Source organism: Bradyrhizobium sp. HKCCYLRH3073, assembly GCF_051167995.1.
Taxonomy (GTDB): domain Bacteria; phylum Pseudomonadota; class Alphaproteobacteria; order Rhizobiales; family Xanthobacteraceae; genus Bradyrhizobium.
This window is the reverse complement of the sequence record NZ_JBNPUD010000012.1, coordinates 94,475-109,832: the sequence shown is the minus strand read 5'-3', so window position 1 is coordinate 109,832 and position 15,358 is coordinate 94,475. Positions and strand designations below refer to the sequence as shown.

Sequence of the window (15,358 nt, the reverse complement as noted above, 5' to 3'; positions counted from 1 at the left end):
ATGTCGAGAGTCAGAGTGACGATCGGCGGAAAGGCTTTTCTACAATACGCACCAGTGACGCTTGCAGAGCGCCTTGGCTTCTTCAAGGACGTGGGCCTCGACCCCGAGATTCTTGACGTGAGCGGCGGATCGAAAGCGCTCCAGGCTCTCGTGGCAGGAAGTGCTGAACTCACCGCTGGCGCTTTTGACCACACGATTCAGATGCATGCCAAGGGGCAGAAGATTGTTGGGGTTGTGCTGTTTGGCAGGCATCCGACGTTCGCCCTAGCTCTACGAAAAGAGAAGGCTGCGGAATATCGCGACCCGAGCAGCCTGAGAGGTATGAAGATTGGGGTGACGGCGTTGGGATCCCAAACGCAGTTCATGGTCGAGTACATAGCCCTACGAGCTGGCGTCTCGCCAGCCGACATTTCCTTCGTCAGTGTGGGTGGTGGCACAGGCGCGGTTGCCGCGATCCGCAACGGCGCTGTGGATGCGGTCGTCACGGGAGAGCCGGCACTCACGGCGCTGACAACCGCAGGCGACGTCAAACTGGTCGCGGACACTCGCACCAACGAAGGCACCATCGGCATTTTTGGCGGTCTCTATCCGTCAGGAACGATCTACGCGCGGTCGGACTTCATCGAACGCAACCCAGAGACGCTCCAGGCCTTTGTTCTCGCGATGGTGCGCGCCCTTCAGTGGATTGATCGCGCATCCGTCGATGAGATCGCCGATGCACTCCCGGAGGAATGGGCGAAGCCCGATCGAAACATATTCCTTGCCTCCATCCGAGGTACACGAGACATGTTTTCTCCCGATGGCCGGTTCAGCGCCGACAGCGCAGGCATCGCGCTTCAGGTGCTATCGACCGTCGACCCGCAATTGCGTGGCGTGAAGGTCGATCTCGCGGAGACATTTACGAACAGATTCGTCGAAAAGGCTCTCCAGACGCTAGCATCGAAATAGCATCGCATCGTGGAAAGCTCGGGTCGATGAATGCGCTCGCGGCACGGTGGGATCGAGGCTAGGTGGTGGCGCCCCGAGTTCCGCAGCATTCGAACGCTTCTGCTTCCGCCGTCAAGAAAACGGCGCGGAAGACGCGTCCGACAGATGAGCCCAAGCGCCCAAAAGGACGGTCCGCGATCCTTGCAAGACGCCGGCGCGACATACCGCTTCATCATCAGGTCTTCTTGGTCCTGCAGGACGAAATTGCAGAACGCCGCTATGCACCGGGAGAAGTATTGCCCGCGGAGGCGGATCTGGCTGTGCTCTTCGGCGTCTCGCGCGTGACGATCCGGGCAGCTTTGGACACTCTCGATGAGCTCGGATTGATTGAACGCCGCCAGGGCATCGGCACGTTCGTGCGGGAGCTCTCGAAGCCAGAGCCCCTCACCGTTCCGATGATGGACCTCGCTGCCCGAAACAGGGAGATCGTTCGCACAACGCGAGCTCACGTGGTCGAGTTCGAGTTCAAGGTGGCTCCTCGTCACGTTCGCGAGCACTTCCAAGCTCAGCCAAGCGACCTTTTCCAGCGAACAGTTCGCATCCGTTACATGAATGACTGGCCAATCATGCAGGTCACGACCTACATTCCGGAAGCGATCGGACGGCAATTTGGTCCTGAGGACATGGAAGGAGGGTCGCTCTATGCGATTCTGCAGCGCTTCGGCATCACATTTGCATCTGGCGAGCAGATTGTGACGGCAGCTGCAGCCGACCCCGTCGTCGCAGCACGCCTCAATGTCGCGATAGGCGCGCCACTCTTGAAGGTGGTACGCATTCATTTCGACAGTGCCGGACGTCCGATTCAGCACTTCGAGCTGCTGGCTCCACCTGCAACCTACGAGCTTCGCATGCCATTGAAAGACTTTTAGCCTGCCTGCAAACGCGCCAAGTCCCAAGCACGACCTGTCCCAACTGACATTTCGGTGCGCGAAGGGAAGCGCTCTCGATCTCATGGGGCCGCCGCGAGCGGACCGGCCCACACCGGGAGGCATCACAAGACATGAGCCTCTGCACGGCGGCCGAACGACACAGATGACGTCCGAACCAGCTTCTCCTTCATTCCCTCGCTTTCAATCGACGGTCCCGCACTACGTGGCCGGGCGACCAAATTACGCGCCCGCGCTCATCCAAGCCGTGGCAGATCACCTACGTCTGACGAAGGACCACCGATTGATGGATCTTGGCTGTGGACCAGGGTGGCTCGGCATCGCATTTGCGCCGCTGGTCGGCAAGGTCATCGGAATAGATCCGGAGCCTGCCATGCTGGAGGCTGCTCAGGCGATCGCCGACGCGGCGGCCGTTGAGATCGAACTGATTGAAGGCAGCTCGTTCGACCTCAGCCCGCCGCTGGGCCGCTTTCGCGCCGTCGCGATTGGACGCGCCTTTCATTGGATGGATCGCGCCGATACGCTGCGAAAGCTCGACCCATTGATCGAGGAGGACGGCGCAGTCCTGCTGTTCAATGACGTACGTCCCGATGTTCCACAGAACGCCTGGTACAAGCGTTACTCGGACGTCGTCGATCGCTTCACCAACAAGAGTGTCGGTTTCGCACCCGAGCGCCTACGTCACGAACCGATCCTGCTCGAGTCGCGCTTCAGTCAGCTCACCAGAATTGGTGTCATTGAGCAGCGTCTCGTGCCTGTCGCTCGCCTGATCGATCGCGCATTGTCGATGTCGACCTCCTCGCCTGAACAGCTGGGCGCACTCTCAGGTCAGCTGGCGCAGGACTTGACGATGGAGATGTCGCCATTCGCAACCGCCGGCGCCGTCGTAGAAGTCATTGAATCGCAAGTTCTCATTGCGCAACGCCGCTGATGCCGACAAACTTCGCTGCCGAATCGACTTACTTGGCCACACCGACAGCGGCGGGAGCGCCGGCACACGCCGGCCGCCAAGGGACCATCGTGCCGCCCCATGACGGAGACGGCCCGCAGAAAAGACCCTAGCTTAGCTCAGCTCTACACCGGCGACTGAACAAGCGGATTCGATGAGATGCCGCACTGTCCGGGCATCCCAGTCGAGCCTCTCGGGGACGTCCGTCCAGTAGTTCGATAGCACATGTGCAGCATGTCGTGCCTTTACCCCCAGACCGACGACCGTTCTGGCTGGAATCGCCATGATGGCGCGCTCAATCGGGTCAAGCGAGCTCAAGATCGCTTCGATGCGCTCTACGCAGGGCGCGACCACGGCGGTCACCTGCGATTTGGCATCGCAGGTGACGGCAGCTGATTGCGCATCTTGCTGTTGGAGAGTTACGAGTTCCGCGGAGAGCGTTTCAAAGCTGCGGCCAAGAGCAACCAGCACGGCATCGGGATTGCTTTCGATGGCTTGCTCATCGAGCATCAGACCACCAGGCTCGACGGTTGCCAAAATCCGCAGTGTTTCATCAAGAGACATCACCGAACTCCAGGCCGAAAACGGTCGGTGGAAGGTCGCCGACAGCCGGTCGGTTGCAAGGGATCGACGTGCACCCAGCGGACACCGTCCGCCTCTCCTTCTCGACGTGAGACGATATCGCCCAGTCGTATCAACATCAATACAATATCTGTTTCAGGCCGTAATCAATAGGTCCCAGACTGCCAGAGTCCAGTGACGACTCAACGCGGAGAGCTCACATGGCGAGCGCCGGATAAGGCGTCTTCTTTGACGCCGGCTCATGCCGCGAGATGACCCGACACAGAAAGAGAGGTTGCGCTCGGCTAGCCTGACCCATTCATGTCACGCAAGCTTGCGCTTGGCGAGCTACCGAGATTGGTGGTCCTACGCCGGCGGCGGCGTCACTGGTTCAGGCATCCGTAGTGCGGCCTATTGCTTGGCGAGCCTTCTTCATCATTGCTCGCCTTACGCGAGTAGTCAGATGCCTGCCGACCTCCACTCGGCACTGCGATGGGAGCCCGGGCCGGGCGCGCACATTTGGACGTCGATCCAAAGTCTGGATTCAATCGGTCCGCCATCCAGATTGAACATCGATCCGATCCATCTCTCAGATCGTGCATCGAGACGTCTCACGATCCGCCTCACAACCAGTCTCAAGCTCGCGCGGTCAGAATGCCCCTGCGGCGCGAACGCGCTAATCTCCCATTCATGCAGGTGCCGGTACCAGCTCGGTCACGCGCAATCGCGCTGCGCCCTCCCGTCGCATCCGCATCAGATCATGGAGCGGCGCAATCAAATGTCCCGGTTGAGCAGGTGGCTACGACTATGGTCGCTTGAATTGCGCAATGGCAGAAACAAGGGATGCCGTGCCGCGTTGCCGCGGGCCAAACCACGAATTGCCAAGTTGCGAGGCAACTGGCGTATGGAAAGCGGGCGTTCAAGAGCCGGAAAGCTCGCAAGGTGGTACTCGAACCACGCGCCATGAGAGCTGCATCAACCATCCTTGCGCTGGATCGTCCGGCTATCCGGGGGTGGATGCGACGTTCTCGACGAGCGACGCACCGACAAGCCGAGCTGGTCTGGAGCCAGTCGAACCGCAGGGAAGGATGAGGCGCCTGTAGTGCACCCGCAACCTGTCATTTCGGTGCGGGCGCCGGATGACGGCGTCAACGTCGTCGAAGAGCGGCTTGCCTGTACGAAGCACATGGTCGTAAACGCCACGGACCCATTGGCCGTAATGATAGTCGGGCTGCTCCTCGAGCGGCAATCCCGGCGCATGCTGCTGCCAGGTTCTGCCGAAGCTTTCAAACCCCGAGCCGATGTCAGCGAAGATAAGCCGGCCGTCGACAGGCTCGATGATGACGAAGCGCTGCAGCGAGTGTAGATCGAGGAGGCCCTTCAGTTCGGTATTGTCGCGGCCCTGATCACATTCGAGCCATCGCATGAACAGGACCCCAAGAGGCTCTGCCTCTTTGGCAAGCGCAGTGATGGGCAACTCACGGCTTCTGAACACCGGCGACAGATGCAGGCGGGCTCGCGCGACCTCATCCCCGATATAGGTCATCGCCTGGCCGACCCTCGGGAACATTCGCTCGACAACTTCATCGCCCGTTTTCACAACGATGATTCGCTCCACGGCCCTATCCGCGATGAAATATAGCGCCGAAGCGATGCTGATCCCGCAGGCGGTCCTCGGCCTGAGCCGGATCCGGGCTGATCGGCTGTCGATCATGGTGACAGCGACAAATCCAAGATTGTCGACCACATAGGACGAGAAATCGAAATCCGACACCGGGCATTGCAGGAATCTCCGCAATACAGGGGAATGAGCATCCCAAGCTCGCCCATGATCGTCCAGAAGGATGGTTGTCATCGGATCCACGCCATCTTCAATACGAACGCGGCAGCGCGCCAGCGTCTCTGCCGCCCATTGATGTATCGTCATCAGATCCGCCAAACGGCGGATCCGGATGCCGAACGAAGCAACCAGTTGAACGCATATCGGTCCTCGCCGCTACTACAAGCTTAGGTAGCGGCCGGCCATCGCCCTCTCTCCAGGCACGCGACTTTCCGCGGCGGCGCAAGCGGACACGGCAGGGCCGCGGCCCCCTTGCCTGCTCGCCGGCAGTGCTCGCCCTCGGGCGAGATCGCCTCCGTTGCCCCTCCCCACCGGAACCTATGCACTGCTGTGACTACCAGAGTTAGTAATTGATCCCAGCTTCGCAAAACTGTCAACTAGTGGTTGATGACAGACCCGCACGGGGAAGGGAGACCTTGCATGCTCACGCGACCGCAATCGATCCGTCATACCGCAGATCATCGTCCGGAACTCGTCACTCGCGCCGCAGTGCTCCGCGAGCAGATCTGCTGCAATCGAGATCTGAGCTTTCTGATGGAGGCCCATGATGGGCTCTCAAGCGCCGTCGCCGAGCGCGCCGGCTTCAAGGGCCTATGGGCATCCGGCCTGTCGATCGCCTGCTCTCTCGGCTATCGCGATGCAAGTGAGGCGTCCTGGACCCAGCTCATCGACGTCGTCGAACGCATGGTCGATTCGACTGATCTCCCGGTTCTCGTCGACGGTGACAGCGGCTTCGGCAATTTCAACAATGCGCGCATTCTGGCCCACAAGCTCCGTCAGCGGGGCGCCGCCGGTGTGGCCCTGGAAGACAAGCAGTTTCCGAAGATGAACTCGTTCGTCGGCGATCGTCATCCGCTCGCCGCTGCCGGCGAATTCTCCGGGCGTCTGCGCGCCGTGAAGGATGCGGTTGGAGACGAACTCGTCCTCGTCGCCCGCATCGAGGCCTTGATCGCCGGCCACGGCATGGACGAGGCCCTTCACCGCGCTCACGCCTATGCGGACGCCGGAGCGGACGCCATTCTCATCCATTCCCGGAAGAGCACGGCGGACGAGATCTTCGCCTTCGCCAATGGTTGGCAGAACCGCCTCCCTGTCGTGATCGTCCCAACGAAATACTATCGGACTCCCGCGTCCGCTTTTCGTGCTGCCGGCATCTCGACCGTGATCTGGGCCAATCATTCGATGCGCGCCGCGACAAGCGCGATGCGCAATGTCTGCGAGCGCATCATCACCGAGCAGAGCATCGCGGGGATCGAGGCTGAGGTCGCGACCCTCGAGGATGTCTTCTCGCTGTTTCACTACGACGAGCTGGCGCGCGCCGAGGCCCGATACCTGCCCGTGAATGCCGCGCCAGGCCAGCCAGACTAGCCGAACAACTCATGCCGTTCTCGTAAAGGATCAGACCCATGACCCCGACTGCACTCGCATCTCGCATCGACACGCCGACCGATGTCTCACAGGTCGACCGCCCCGACATTGCCAAGGTCATCAAGTGGCGGGACAGCTCATACGCCGCCGACCTCTACATTGCAGCGGTGTCCTGGCTCGACCTGTTCACCTATCTAGACGGTCATCCCGTCTCTGAAGACGAACTGCGGGAGCATTTCTCGCTTCGTGACCGGCCGACACGTACAATGATCAGGCTCTTCGAATCCTGGGGCCTGATTGCCCGCGAGGGCGGAAAACTTCACGCCACCATCGAAGCCGTCCGATATCTCAGCAGCCGATCCGACGAGAATGTCGCCTCCTACATCGCCACAATGAAGTACAAGTCGTCGGTTCGCGAGCTGTACGACGTCCTGCGGAACGACGGCTCCGACACCTGGCATGTCGCGCGCGGCGACACGACCAGCTGGGACGATCTGATGCAGACGGATGAGTTCGCGGACCTCAACACGCGCGGCATGGAGGAGCGCGGCCGGATCTTTGCCCCGCATCTCGCTACCCTGCTCGATTGCAGCGGCGATACGTCCATGCTCGACATCGGCGGCGGCTCCGGCGTCTATTCCGCTCATCTGCTGATGCGATATCCTCGGCTATCCGCGACCATCTTCGAGCGCCCCCCGGTCGACGAGCTCGCGCGATCCTGTCTGATCGCACGGGGTCTCTATCCCGACCGCGTCCGTATCGTCGCTGGCGACATGTTTGTCGACCCGCTGCCACGCGATGCAAGCCTTCATCTCTATTCCCACGTTCTTCACAATTGGGGACCCGAGAAGGTCCGCCTGCTGATGCGCAAGTCCCACGGCAGCCTCCAGCCCGGTGGCCGCATTGCTGTCTACAGCTGCCATCCCGACGATCGCGGCGGGCGTCCGGCCCCGGCCGCCGAAGCTGAATATTCGGTGCTCCTGACCACGGGCTACGAAGGCTGCTGCTACAGCTTTGAAGACATGCGCGGGATGCTCGAACAGGCCGGATTCGGGCAGGTCGAGTACCACAGATCGCTCTGCAATCGCAGCCTGATCGTGGCGAAGAAACTCAGTTGAGGTCACAGGACGTCGATTCATTGGGGGCGGCAGAGCCGCTCCCAATGCCCTTGTGCAGGAGCAAAAAGACATGTCCGTGCCGACGAGCGTTCTTCTATCGAGATTGAGTGCAGCACGCTACACCTTCTTCTCGGGCGTTCCGTGCTCGCACTTCGCTGACCTGTTTGAGAGGGCGACCGAAAGCAGCGCGTTGACCGACGTACCCGCGGCCAACGAGGGCAGCGCGGTGGCGCTCGCCGCCGGCGCCGCGCTGTCTGGACAGCGCGCCGTTGTCGCGCTGCAAAACTCCGGTCTTGGTCACGTCGTCAATCCACTCACCTCGTTGTTGATGGTCAACAGGATCCCGGTCCTGTTGCTGATCTCGGTGCGAGGCCATCCCGACGAGAGCGCAGATGAGCCGCAGCACATCTTCATGGGTGCCGCGACCAAGGCGATCCTTGATCAGCTCGCCATCGACTGGGACGAGTTCGACGGAACGACGGGCGGACTGGATCGGCTTCTCGTCCGCGCCGCTGAAGCACATCGGCAGGAGGCACCTTTTGCTGTTCTGTTGCGAAAGGGCCAGCTCACGCCGAGCGCCGCAGGGGCGCCCCCTGACGCACCGCTCGATTACCCGCTCAGCGCGGGAGAGGCGATCGAACTGATCTGCGAGCGGCTCGATCCGACCACGTCGATCGTCTCGACGACCGGATTCATCACGAGAGAGCTCTTCCGGGTCAACGATCGTCCCGAGAATTTCTACATGCAGGGCTCGCTCGGGCACTGCAGCGCATTGGCGGCAGGCCTCGCCATCGCCATGCCCAACCGTCCCGTGCTCGCACTGGATGGCGACGGCGGCGCGCTGATGCACATGGGAGTCATGTCCACGATTGGCCACACCCAACCCCAGAACCTCATCCACGTCGTGCTCGACAATGAAAGCTACGCATCCACCGGTGGCCAGGCCTCGACGTCACGAAGCTCGTCCCTGGATCTTGTCGCATCCGCCTGCGGCTATCGCTCGTCGGTGCGTTGTGCTGAAGCCGGGGATATCCTGAAAGCAATGGAGCACTTTGCGACGACGCGGGGCCCGCATTTCCTGCTTTGCAAGATCAATCGTTCCCATCCCGCAACGCTTCCGCGCGTGACCACCCGCCATACGCCTGTCGGGAACAAGCGCCGATTCCAGGACGCCATGGGGCGCCATGTTCTTGAACCTTCAGCTGCCGGCTAAAGGGAAACGATGTGATGGTCCGCAAGACGTCTGCTTCGGCAGCCCTCTGCCTGATCTTCGTGATCCTGATCTGGGGCATGAACTGGCTCGTCATCAAGGACGCGCTGCAGATCGCGCCGCCCCTGTTCTTTACAGGACTGCGTCTTCTCGGCGGCGCGGTGGCGATCGCGGTGGCGCGCCTCGCCTTGGGGTATCAGCTCCGCATCGGCGATCGCGGACGGCTCAACCTGCTTGCCGTGGGCATGCTGCAGATGGCCTGCGGGCTGGGCCTGAGCCTTGTTGGGCTCCAATATCTGGACGTCGGCCGAAGTGCTCTCATTTTCTATACGATGCCGCTCTGGCTTGCGATCATTGAGTGGGTTTTGGACGGAAGGCGGCAGACCGGCTTCGAGCTTGCAGCGATCGGGAGCGGGCTTGGTGGAATCATGTTGTTGGGCGCCAATGGCCTCGGGCCTATGGCTGCGCCAATGACTTTCGACAACGCGGAAGGGGTTGCCCTGCTGCTGATTGCGGCCATCTGCTGGGCCTTGGGAACGTGGCTCGCCAACCGAGCTCACAGCGATATCGACGTCTGGAGCCGGACCACATTCCAGCTCGCAGCGGCAGGGATGGCGGTCATGACGGCCTCAGCCGTCCTCGAGCCGCATTTCGAGGTCAAGCGCCTTTCAGCTCTCGCCTTCCCGATCGCGTTCAACTGTATCGTAGCGACCGGCCTCGCATTCGTTGCCTGGTACTATGCGTTGGCTTCAATTCCGGCGCGGATCGCATCTCAGAGCCTCGTTCTCATTCCCGTCGTCGCGCTGATCTCAGCTCTCATCCTGCAGGGGGAGGAGCTCGCGTTGCGCACGGTTCTTGCCTGCCTGCTGATCATCATGGGCGTCACGGTCGTGATCTGGCAACGCGAAGAGCGGCCTTCGCGCAACAAGCCGGCCAGAGCGCCTTTCAGCCAGATCGACGAGGCCGACAAGCCGCAAGCAAGCGTCAGCCGGCGCAGCCTTTGAGTTGAGGAGCCATACATGGACGCTGTTGAGCCGATCTACCAGCCGATGCTCCTGGCTGGAGCATCAGCAGACGCGGATCGCGTCATTGAAGTCAGGAATCCCTTTTCCGGCGCGCTCGTCGGGACGGTGCCGCAGGCAGAGCCACGTCAAATACGGGCTGCATTCGCGGCGGCCGCGCGCTTCCGCCCGAAGCTGAGCCGCCGCGAAAGGTCCGATATCCTGCTCGGCACGGCGCGCGCGATCGCAAGAGATCAGGACCGGCTCGCACAACTCATAACCGCCGAGACCGGTCTCTGTCTGAGGGACTCCCTGCATGAAACCAGGCGCGCCTGCGACGTCTGGTCGTTTGCCGCCCATGCGCTGATTCAAGCTGATGGCGAGATCTACCCTGGCGACATCGGCGGAACCCCTCATCAGCGGCGCATTTTTTCAATGCGTACGCCGCTCGCGGGGGTCATCGCGGCCATCACCCCCTTCAATCATCCGCTGAACCTGGTCAGCCACAAGCTGGCGCCGGCAATTGCGACCAACAACCGCGTGGTGCTCAAGCCGTCGGAGCAGACGCCCCTGACGGCACTTGCGCTGGGCAGAATCCTCCGCGAACAAGGCTTGCCGGAGGGCATGCTCTCGATCGTGACCGGAACGCCGCGCGATCTTGGAGATTGCGTGTTCACCGATGAGGACGCCGAGCTCGTGACATTCACGGGGTCGGTTCGCGTCGGGCACCAGATCGCGGAACGGGCAGGTTACCGGCGGCTCGTCCTCGAACTGGGTGGGAACGATCCGTTCATCGTCCTTTCGGATGCGGACGTCGATCGGGCCGCGCATCTGGCCGTGCAGGGCGCAGTCAGACATTCCGGTCAACGCTGTACGGCCGTGAAGCGGGCGCTCGTCGTGGAGGAGCTTGCCGATCACTTCGCCGAGCGTGCCCTGCACCACATGCAGCAGCTCTCAACAGGCGACCCCAGCGATCCTTGCGTTGATCTCGGCACCGTCATCAGCGAAGACGCAGCTCAGCTGATTGCCAGACGCGTGGCCGGTGCGGTCGCGGCAGGTGCCAGGCTTCTGCTCGGCGGTGAACCTCGCGGCGCCTTTTATCCTCTCACCCTGCTCGATCATGTCTCGCCCGCTTGCGAGCTCGTTGCCGAGGAGACGTTCGGCCCGGTTCTGCCGATCATCCGATGCAACAATGATATCGACGAGATCATCAGGATTGCGAACGCCACCAAGTTCGGACTTTCCGCCGCCGTCTGCTCCAACCGCCTCGATCACGTCACGAGGCTCATCGAGGGCCTCGCGGTCGGCTCCGTCAATGTGTGGGAAGTTCCCGGCTATCGCACCGAACTCACTCCGTTCGGAGGCATCAAGCAGTCCGGCCTCGGTCACAAGGAGGGCATCCTGGAGGCAATGCGCAGCTTCACGCAGGTGAAAACCTACTCCCTGCCCTGGCCGGTCTAGGGCCTCGACCTGCTCGCCGGCTGCCACCGAGCGAGTAAGCGGTCGAGCCGCCGCGCCAGGAACGAAGCGGCCGCGCATGCAATGCCCACCTAGTCGACCAGCAGCTTCTCCGCCGCATTTTCATCAGTCACGAGAACATGACAGAGCCCGGCCAGCAGCGCGGCGCGAATGATCGCGACCTTCTGCAGTCCTCCCGCTGCCAGAACCCGGTGCTTGATCCGATGAATATGCTCCCAGGGCGGATTGATGGTCCGCCGCGACAGCGGATGATCCACCCGTTTGCCACCGCGATCGAGGTAGTGGCCGCAAATGTCTCCGACCGCGCCGGCCGCTCGCAGCGATGTCCAGGTCTTGCGCGAGATGACGTTGTATTCGAGCACCTTGGACTGCTCGGAAAGGTCGATCGCGCTCAAGAGGGCCATGTCCAAACTTGGCACCATGGCCAGCACGGAGCGAACCGGCTCGCTGTCCACGATCAGGTTTCGGAAGGCCGCGTCGTCGACGAACATGGGCGCGGTGAGATAATAGCAGCGGGCTCCGAGTGCGCGAGCGATCATCGCAGCGTTGTCGTACGGATTGATCGGCGCGCTTTCCGCCAATCCGCCGCAGAGCAGGACGACCTTGGTGTTCTGACCCTGACGCGGCCTCAGGTTCTGGGCGGCTGCGTTGATCGTCCCTCCCCAGGTGATCCCAAGCGAGCCATCCGCGGGGAGCTGTTCAGCAACGTAGTTGGCAGCTGCCGCTCCCAGAAACGACCTGACGTCCGGGTCGGTCATAGGGGTTGGGACCACGATGGCTTGCGTCAAGCCGTATCGTGCAGCGAGCTCCGCCTCGAGTTTCGTTCTCTGCCCGGCGGGATCGGTGATCGTGATCTGTACGAAGCCGCTTTCCCGCGCGAGCCCGAGGATCCGGTTGACGCGCTTCCGCGTCATGTTCAGCCGCTGCGATATCGCTTCCTGGGTCTGCCCTTCCTTGAAGTAGTACCAGCATATTCTGGCAACCAGGACCCGGTCTTCCAGGATCGTATCGGCGTTGTCGGTCTCGCCGTCGCGCAGTTTCAGGTTTGAGGTGGTCACGTCACAGCCTGAGTCGGGTTTGGGTCAGGACCCATGTGTGCCCCGTCGCGGTCGCTACGACAACTGCCATACCGGATAGCCCAATTGTACCTTACACGTCACAAATGTGTCAGCGAAGCGGGTTAAGTACCCCCTACCAAAAATGGGGGGCCTGACCATGCGAAGCCTACTGCTGTCGGTTGCATTTCTGTCCGTCTCGATGAGTGCCGCATTGGCCGAATTCTCGGACGGCAAGGTCGTGATCGGCGTCATGGGAGATCAGAGCGGCGTGGTCGCCGACGTTGGTGGTCCTGGCTCGATCCTCGCGGCCCGGATGGCTGTTGCCGATTTCGGAGGAACCGTCGACGGCACCCCGATCGAGATCATCACGGCAGATCATCAGAACAAGCCGGACATCGCATCCGGCATCGCCCGCGAATGGTTTGACCGGCGCGGCGTCGATGCCATCGTCGATCTGCCGCATTCGGGCGTGGTTTTCGGACTGATCCCGCTCGCAACCGACAAGAAGCGCTCGCTTCTAATTTCCGGCGCAGCCTCCACCGACATCACGGGCCGCTATTGTTCGCCCTATGTCACGCACTGGACCGACGACACCTATGCGCTGGCCCGCGGCACTGCGGCGTCGCTACTCGACCAGGGCTTGAAGAGCTGGTTCTTCCTCACCGCGGATTATTCCTTCGGCCATGATCTGGAGGGAGTGGCGCAACAGGTCGTGGACGAGCGCAGCGGCAAGGTGATCGGCAGCGCTCGCCATCCGCTCGGAACCGCCGACTTTTCCACTCTCCTGGTGAGGGCCCGCAGCTCCTCCGCCGAGGTGATCGCGCTTGCCAGCGCCGGCGCCGACACCGTCAACGCCATCAAGCAAGCCGGCCAATTCGGGATAGGGCGGGCCGGGCAGAAGCTGGCCGCGCTGCATGCCTTCGTGACGGATATCAACAGTATCGGTCTGGAGACGGCGCAGAACCTGATCATCAGCACCGGCTTCTACTGGAACGACAATGATGCGACGCGCGCATTCGCCCGGCGGTTTTTTGCCGCCCACGGACGGATGCCAACGCGTGAGCAGGCCGGCGTCTATGTCAGCGTCCTGCACTATTTGAAGGCCGCACGGGCAGGGCACAGCGACGACGCCGCTTCTGTCAACGACCAGATGCGGCAGCTGCCGGTCGACCGCTTCGGCCGCGAAGCGCACATTCAGGCGAATGGACGGGTGACCTATGAGATCGGCGTCTATCGCGTGAAGGCACCTGCCGAAAGCAAGGAGCCGTGGGACTTCTACGTCCGCACGGCCACGGTTCCTGCGAGCACGGCATTCCGTCCCGCGTCGGCATCCGGCTGCGGCTCGCAGGCGGCCAAGGCGCAATAGACATGGTAGCCAGCGCCTCGCTCCAGGCTTTCGAAGATCCGAGAGCTGTCTCTGCTCCGCTGCCGACCAATCCCGTGCTGAAGGTTCGTGCTCTGACGGTTCAGTTCAAGGACTTCGTCGCCTTGAACGAGGTGTCGCTCGACCTTCGGGAAGGCTGCATTCATGCGGTGATCGGTCCCAACGGAGCAGGCAAATCCACCCTCTTCAACGCGATCAGCGGCTTCATCAAGCCCACCCGCGGCCAGATCGAACTGTTTGGACGCGACGTCACGGCCTGGCCTGCCAATCGGCTGGCCAGGCTCGGGCTGGCCCGATCTTTCCAGATCTGCGCGGTATTTCCCGAATTGTCGGTCGAGGAGAACATGTTGGTGGCGCAGGCCCATGCCAGCCCACCACTCCGGCTGTTGCGCCGCCGCGTCAGCGGCGATCTCGCCCCTCACAACGAGACTCTGCTCGCACGAGCTGGCCTGGCCTCCGACCGACGCAGGCAGGCGCGTGAACTCTCCTATGGCCGGCGGCGCCTGCTCGAAATTGCAACCACGCTCGCCCTCAGACCTCGCCTCCTGCTTCTCGACGAGCCGATGTCGGGGCTCGGCCGGGAAGACATCGGTCCAGTCGTCGACATGATTGCCGACGCAGCGCAGGATTGCTGCGTCCTGCTGGTTGAACACAATCTCAAGGTCGTCGAGCGGCTCGCGAACCACGTCACCGTCCTGGCGAACGGGGCCGTTCTGAGCGACGGATCCTATCAAGACGTTGCGCGCGACCACCGCGTCCGCGCCGCCTATCTGGGTGCAGCCGCTGATGCTTGATCCGGAACGAAGCGAAGCAGGCCTTCCCCTTGCGATATCCAACCTCAAGGCCTGGTATGGCGAGGTCCAGGCGCTGTTCGGGATCGACTTCACCGTATCGGAGGGTGAGGTCGTCGTGCTGCTGGGCCGCAACGGCGCCGGCAAGAGCACCATCCTGCGCGCCATCATGGGCCTGTTGCAGCGGCAGTCGGGGCATGTGCTGGTGCAGGGGCGAGAGGTGCGTTCGCTGCGTCCATCGGAGCGCGCGCATCTTGGTCTCGGCTACTGTCCGGAAGAGCGAGGGATCTTCGCCAGCCTCACCGTGGCCGAGAACATGGCGCTATCGCCCACGCTGGGCGGCTCCGGCATGAGTGATGATGAGATCTTCGAACTGTTTCCGAATCTCAGGTCGCGGACCCGCCATCTCGGCGGGCAGCTGAGCGGCGGCGAACAACAGATGCTGGCGATCGGGCGGATCCTGCGAACCGGTGCCCGAACTCTGCTGCTGGACGAGCCGACGGAGGGGCTGGCCCCCATCATCATCCACCAGATCGAACAGGCGATCACCGCGCTCAAGCAGCGCGGCTACACCATCCTGCTGGTCGAGCAGAACCTCGCTTTCGTGCTGGGCGTCGCTGACCGGGTTGTTGCAATCGAGAACGGACTGGTTGTCGACAATTGCCCGACCTGCGAGGCCGAGCGCATCGAAGCGCGCCTCTCCAAATACGTTGCCGTGTGAATCT

At 62.1% G+C, this 15,358-nt stretch carries 14 protein-coding genes; 11 read left to right on the top strand and 3 right to left on the bottom strand.

From position 1 onward, the window contains the following. Nucleotides 1–15: 15 nt before the first annotated feature. The 3 genes from ACQR1X_RS25290 (at nucleotide 16) to ACQR1X_RS25280 (ending at nucleotide 2,805) form a co-directional block, all read left to right on the top strand. Nucleotides 16–948, top strand: coding sequence for an ABC transporter substrate-binding protein (locus tag ACQR1X_RS25290; RefSeq protein WP_434899824.1), 933 nt, complete (start codon nucleotides 16–18; stop codon nucleotides 946–948). 224 nt (nucleotides 949–1,172) lie between these two features. After that, nucleotides 1,173–1,856, top strand: coding sequence for a GntR family transcriptional regulator (locus ACQR1X_RS25285; RefSeq protein ID WP_434899823.1), 684 nt, complete (start codon nucleotides 1,173–1,175; stop codon nucleotides 1,854–1,856). A gap of 163 nt (nucleotides 1,857–2,019) precedes the next feature. Further along, nucleotides 2,020–2,805: a class I SAM-dependent methyltransferase gene (locus tag ACQR1X_RS25280; protein ID WP_434899822.1), complete on the top strand. Its 786-nt coding sequence runs from the start codon at nucleotides 2,020–2,022 to the stop codon at nucleotides 2,803–2,805. 132 nt (nucleotides 2,806–2,937) lie between these two features. Here the strand turns inward: ACQR1X_RS25280 and ACQR1X_RS25275 are convergent, their stop codons facing one another. Further along, complete coding sequence (locus ACQR1X_RS25275; protein ID WP_434899821.1) at nucleotides 2,938–3,387, bottom strand: hypothetical protein; 450 nt, start codon at nucleotides 3,385–3,387, stop codon at nucleotides 2,938–2,940. Between the two features lie 1,000 nt (nucleotides 3,388–4,387). After that, on the bottom strand, nucleotides 4,388–5,323 hold the full coding sequence (locus ACQR1X_RS25270; RefSeq protein WP_434899820.1) for a hypothetical protein: 936 nt from the start codon (nucleotides 5,321–5,323) through the stop codon (nucleotides 4,388–4,390). 390 nt (nucleotides 5,324–5,713) lie between these two features. Here ACQR1X_RS25270 and aepX point away from each other — a divergent pair, with 390 nt between their 5' ends. From aepX to phnY, 5 genes are all read left to right on the top strand, one after another. Beyond that, complete coding sequence (gene aepX, locus ACQR1X_RS25265; RefSeq protein ID WP_434899868.1) at nucleotides 5,714–6,592, top strand: phosphoenolpyruvate mutase; 879 nt, start codon at nucleotides 5,714–5,716, stop codon at nucleotides 6,590–6,592. 167 nt (nucleotides 6,593–6,759) lie between these two features. After that, nucleotides 6,760–7,710: a methyltransferase gene (locus tag ACQR1X_RS25260; protein WP_434899819.1), complete on the top strand. Its 951-nt coding sequence runs from the start codon at nucleotides 6,760–6,762 to the stop codon at nucleotides 7,708–7,710. A gap of 70 nt (nucleotides 7,711–7,780) precedes the next feature. After that, entirely contained in the window at nucleotides 7,781–8,923 is a 1,143-nt protein-coding gene (aepY, locus tag ACQR1X_RS25255) for a phosphonopyruvate decarboxylase (RefSeq protein WP_434899818.1), read from the top strand. 14 nt (nucleotides 8,924–8,937) lie between these two features. Continuing rightward, nucleotides 8,938–9,924: a DMT family transporter gene (locus tag ACQR1X_RS25250; protein WP_434899817.1), complete on the top strand. Its 987-nt coding sequence runs from the start codon at nucleotides 8,938–8,940 to the stop codon at nucleotides 9,922–9,924. Nucleotides 9,925–9,939: 15 nt separating this feature from the next. Further along, complete coding sequence (gene phnY / locus ACQR1X_RS25245) at nucleotides 9,940–11,382, top strand: phosphonoacetaldehyde dehydrogenase (protein WP_434899816.1); 1,443 nt, start codon at nucleotides 9,940–9,942, stop codon at nucleotides 11,380–11,382. A gap of 89 nt (nucleotides 11,383–11,471) precedes the next feature. On the opposite strand, the gene ACQR1X_RS25240 is transcribed toward phnY, so the two are convergent. Next, entirely contained in the window at nucleotides 11,472–12,458 is a 987-nt protein-coding gene (locus ACQR1X_RS25240) for a sugar-binding transcriptional regulator (protein ID WP_434899815.1), read from the bottom strand. Nucleotides 12,459–12,615: 157 nt separating this feature from the next. Here ACQR1X_RS25240 and ACQR1X_RS25235 point away from each other — a divergent pair, with 157 nt between their 5' ends. Genes ACQR1X_RS25235 through ACQR1X_RS25225 form a run of 3 tightly spaced genes read left to right on the top strand, consistent with a single transcriptional unit; the run spans nucleotide 12,616 to nucleotide 15,354 of the window. Next, nucleotides 12,616–13,824 carry an ABC transporter substrate-binding protein gene (locus ACQR1X_RS25235; RefSeq protein WP_434899814.1) on the top strand — a complete coding sequence of 403 codons (1,209 nt, stop codon included), beginning with the start codon at nucleotides 12,616–12,618 and terminating at the stop codon, nucleotides 13,822–13,824. Nucleotides 13,825–13,826: 2 nt separating this feature from the next. Then, the gene (locus ACQR1X_RS25230; protein WP_434899813.1) at nucleotides 13,827–14,636 is read left to right on the top strand and encodes an ABC transporter ATP-binding protein; all 810 of its coding nucleotides are present in this window, start codon (nucleotides 13,827–13,829) and stop codon (nucleotides 14,634–14,636) included. After that, a complete protein-coding gene (locus tag ACQR1X_RS25225; protein WP_409997899.1) occupies nucleotides 14,629–15,354 on the top strand; it encodes an ABC transporter ATP-binding protein in 726 nt (241 codons plus the stop codon). The genes ACQR1X_RS25230 and ACQR1X_RS25225 overlap by 8 nt, the downstream gene beginning before the upstream one ends. The last annotated feature ends 4 nt before the right edge of the window (nucleotides 15,355–15,358 follow it).

What these genes read in the sequence shown, in the direction of transcription:
- ACQR1X_RS25280 (WP_434899822.1), top strand. Translation starts at nt 2,020, where the DNA reads ATGACGTCCGAACCAGCTTCTCCTTCATTCCCTCGCTTTCAATCGACG.
- aepY (WP_434899818.1), top strand. Translation starts at nt 7,781, where the DNA reads ATGTCCGTGCCGACGAGCGTTCTTCTATCGAGATTGAGTGCAGCACGC.
- ACQR1X_RS25250 (WP_434899817.1), top strand. Translation starts at nt 8,938, where the DNA reads ATGGTCCGCAAGACGTCTGCTTCGGCAGCCCTCTGCCTGATCTTCGTG.
- ACQR1X_RS25230 (WP_434899813.1), top strand. Translation starts at nt 13,827, where the DNA reads ATGGTAGCCAGCGCCTCGCTCCAGGCTTTCGAAGATCCGAGAGCTGTC.
- phnY (WP_434899816.1), top strand. Translation starts at nt 9,940, where the DNA reads ATGGACGCTGTTGAGCCGATCTACCAGCCGATGCTCCTGGCTGGAGCA.
- ACQR1X_RS25225 (WP_409997899.1), top strand. Translation starts at nt 14,629, where the DNA reads ATGCTTGATCCGGAACGAAGCGAAGCAGGCCTTCCCCTTGCGATATCC.
- ACQR1X_RS25275 (WP_434899821.1), bottom strand. Translation starts at nt 3,387, where the DNA reads ATGTCTCTTGATGAAACACTGCGGATTTTGGCAACCGTCGAGCCTGGT.
- ACQR1X_RS25235 (WP_434899814.1), top strand. Translation starts at nt 12,616, where the DNA reads ATGCGAAGCCTACTGCTGTCGGTTGCATTTCTGTCCGTCTCGATGAGT.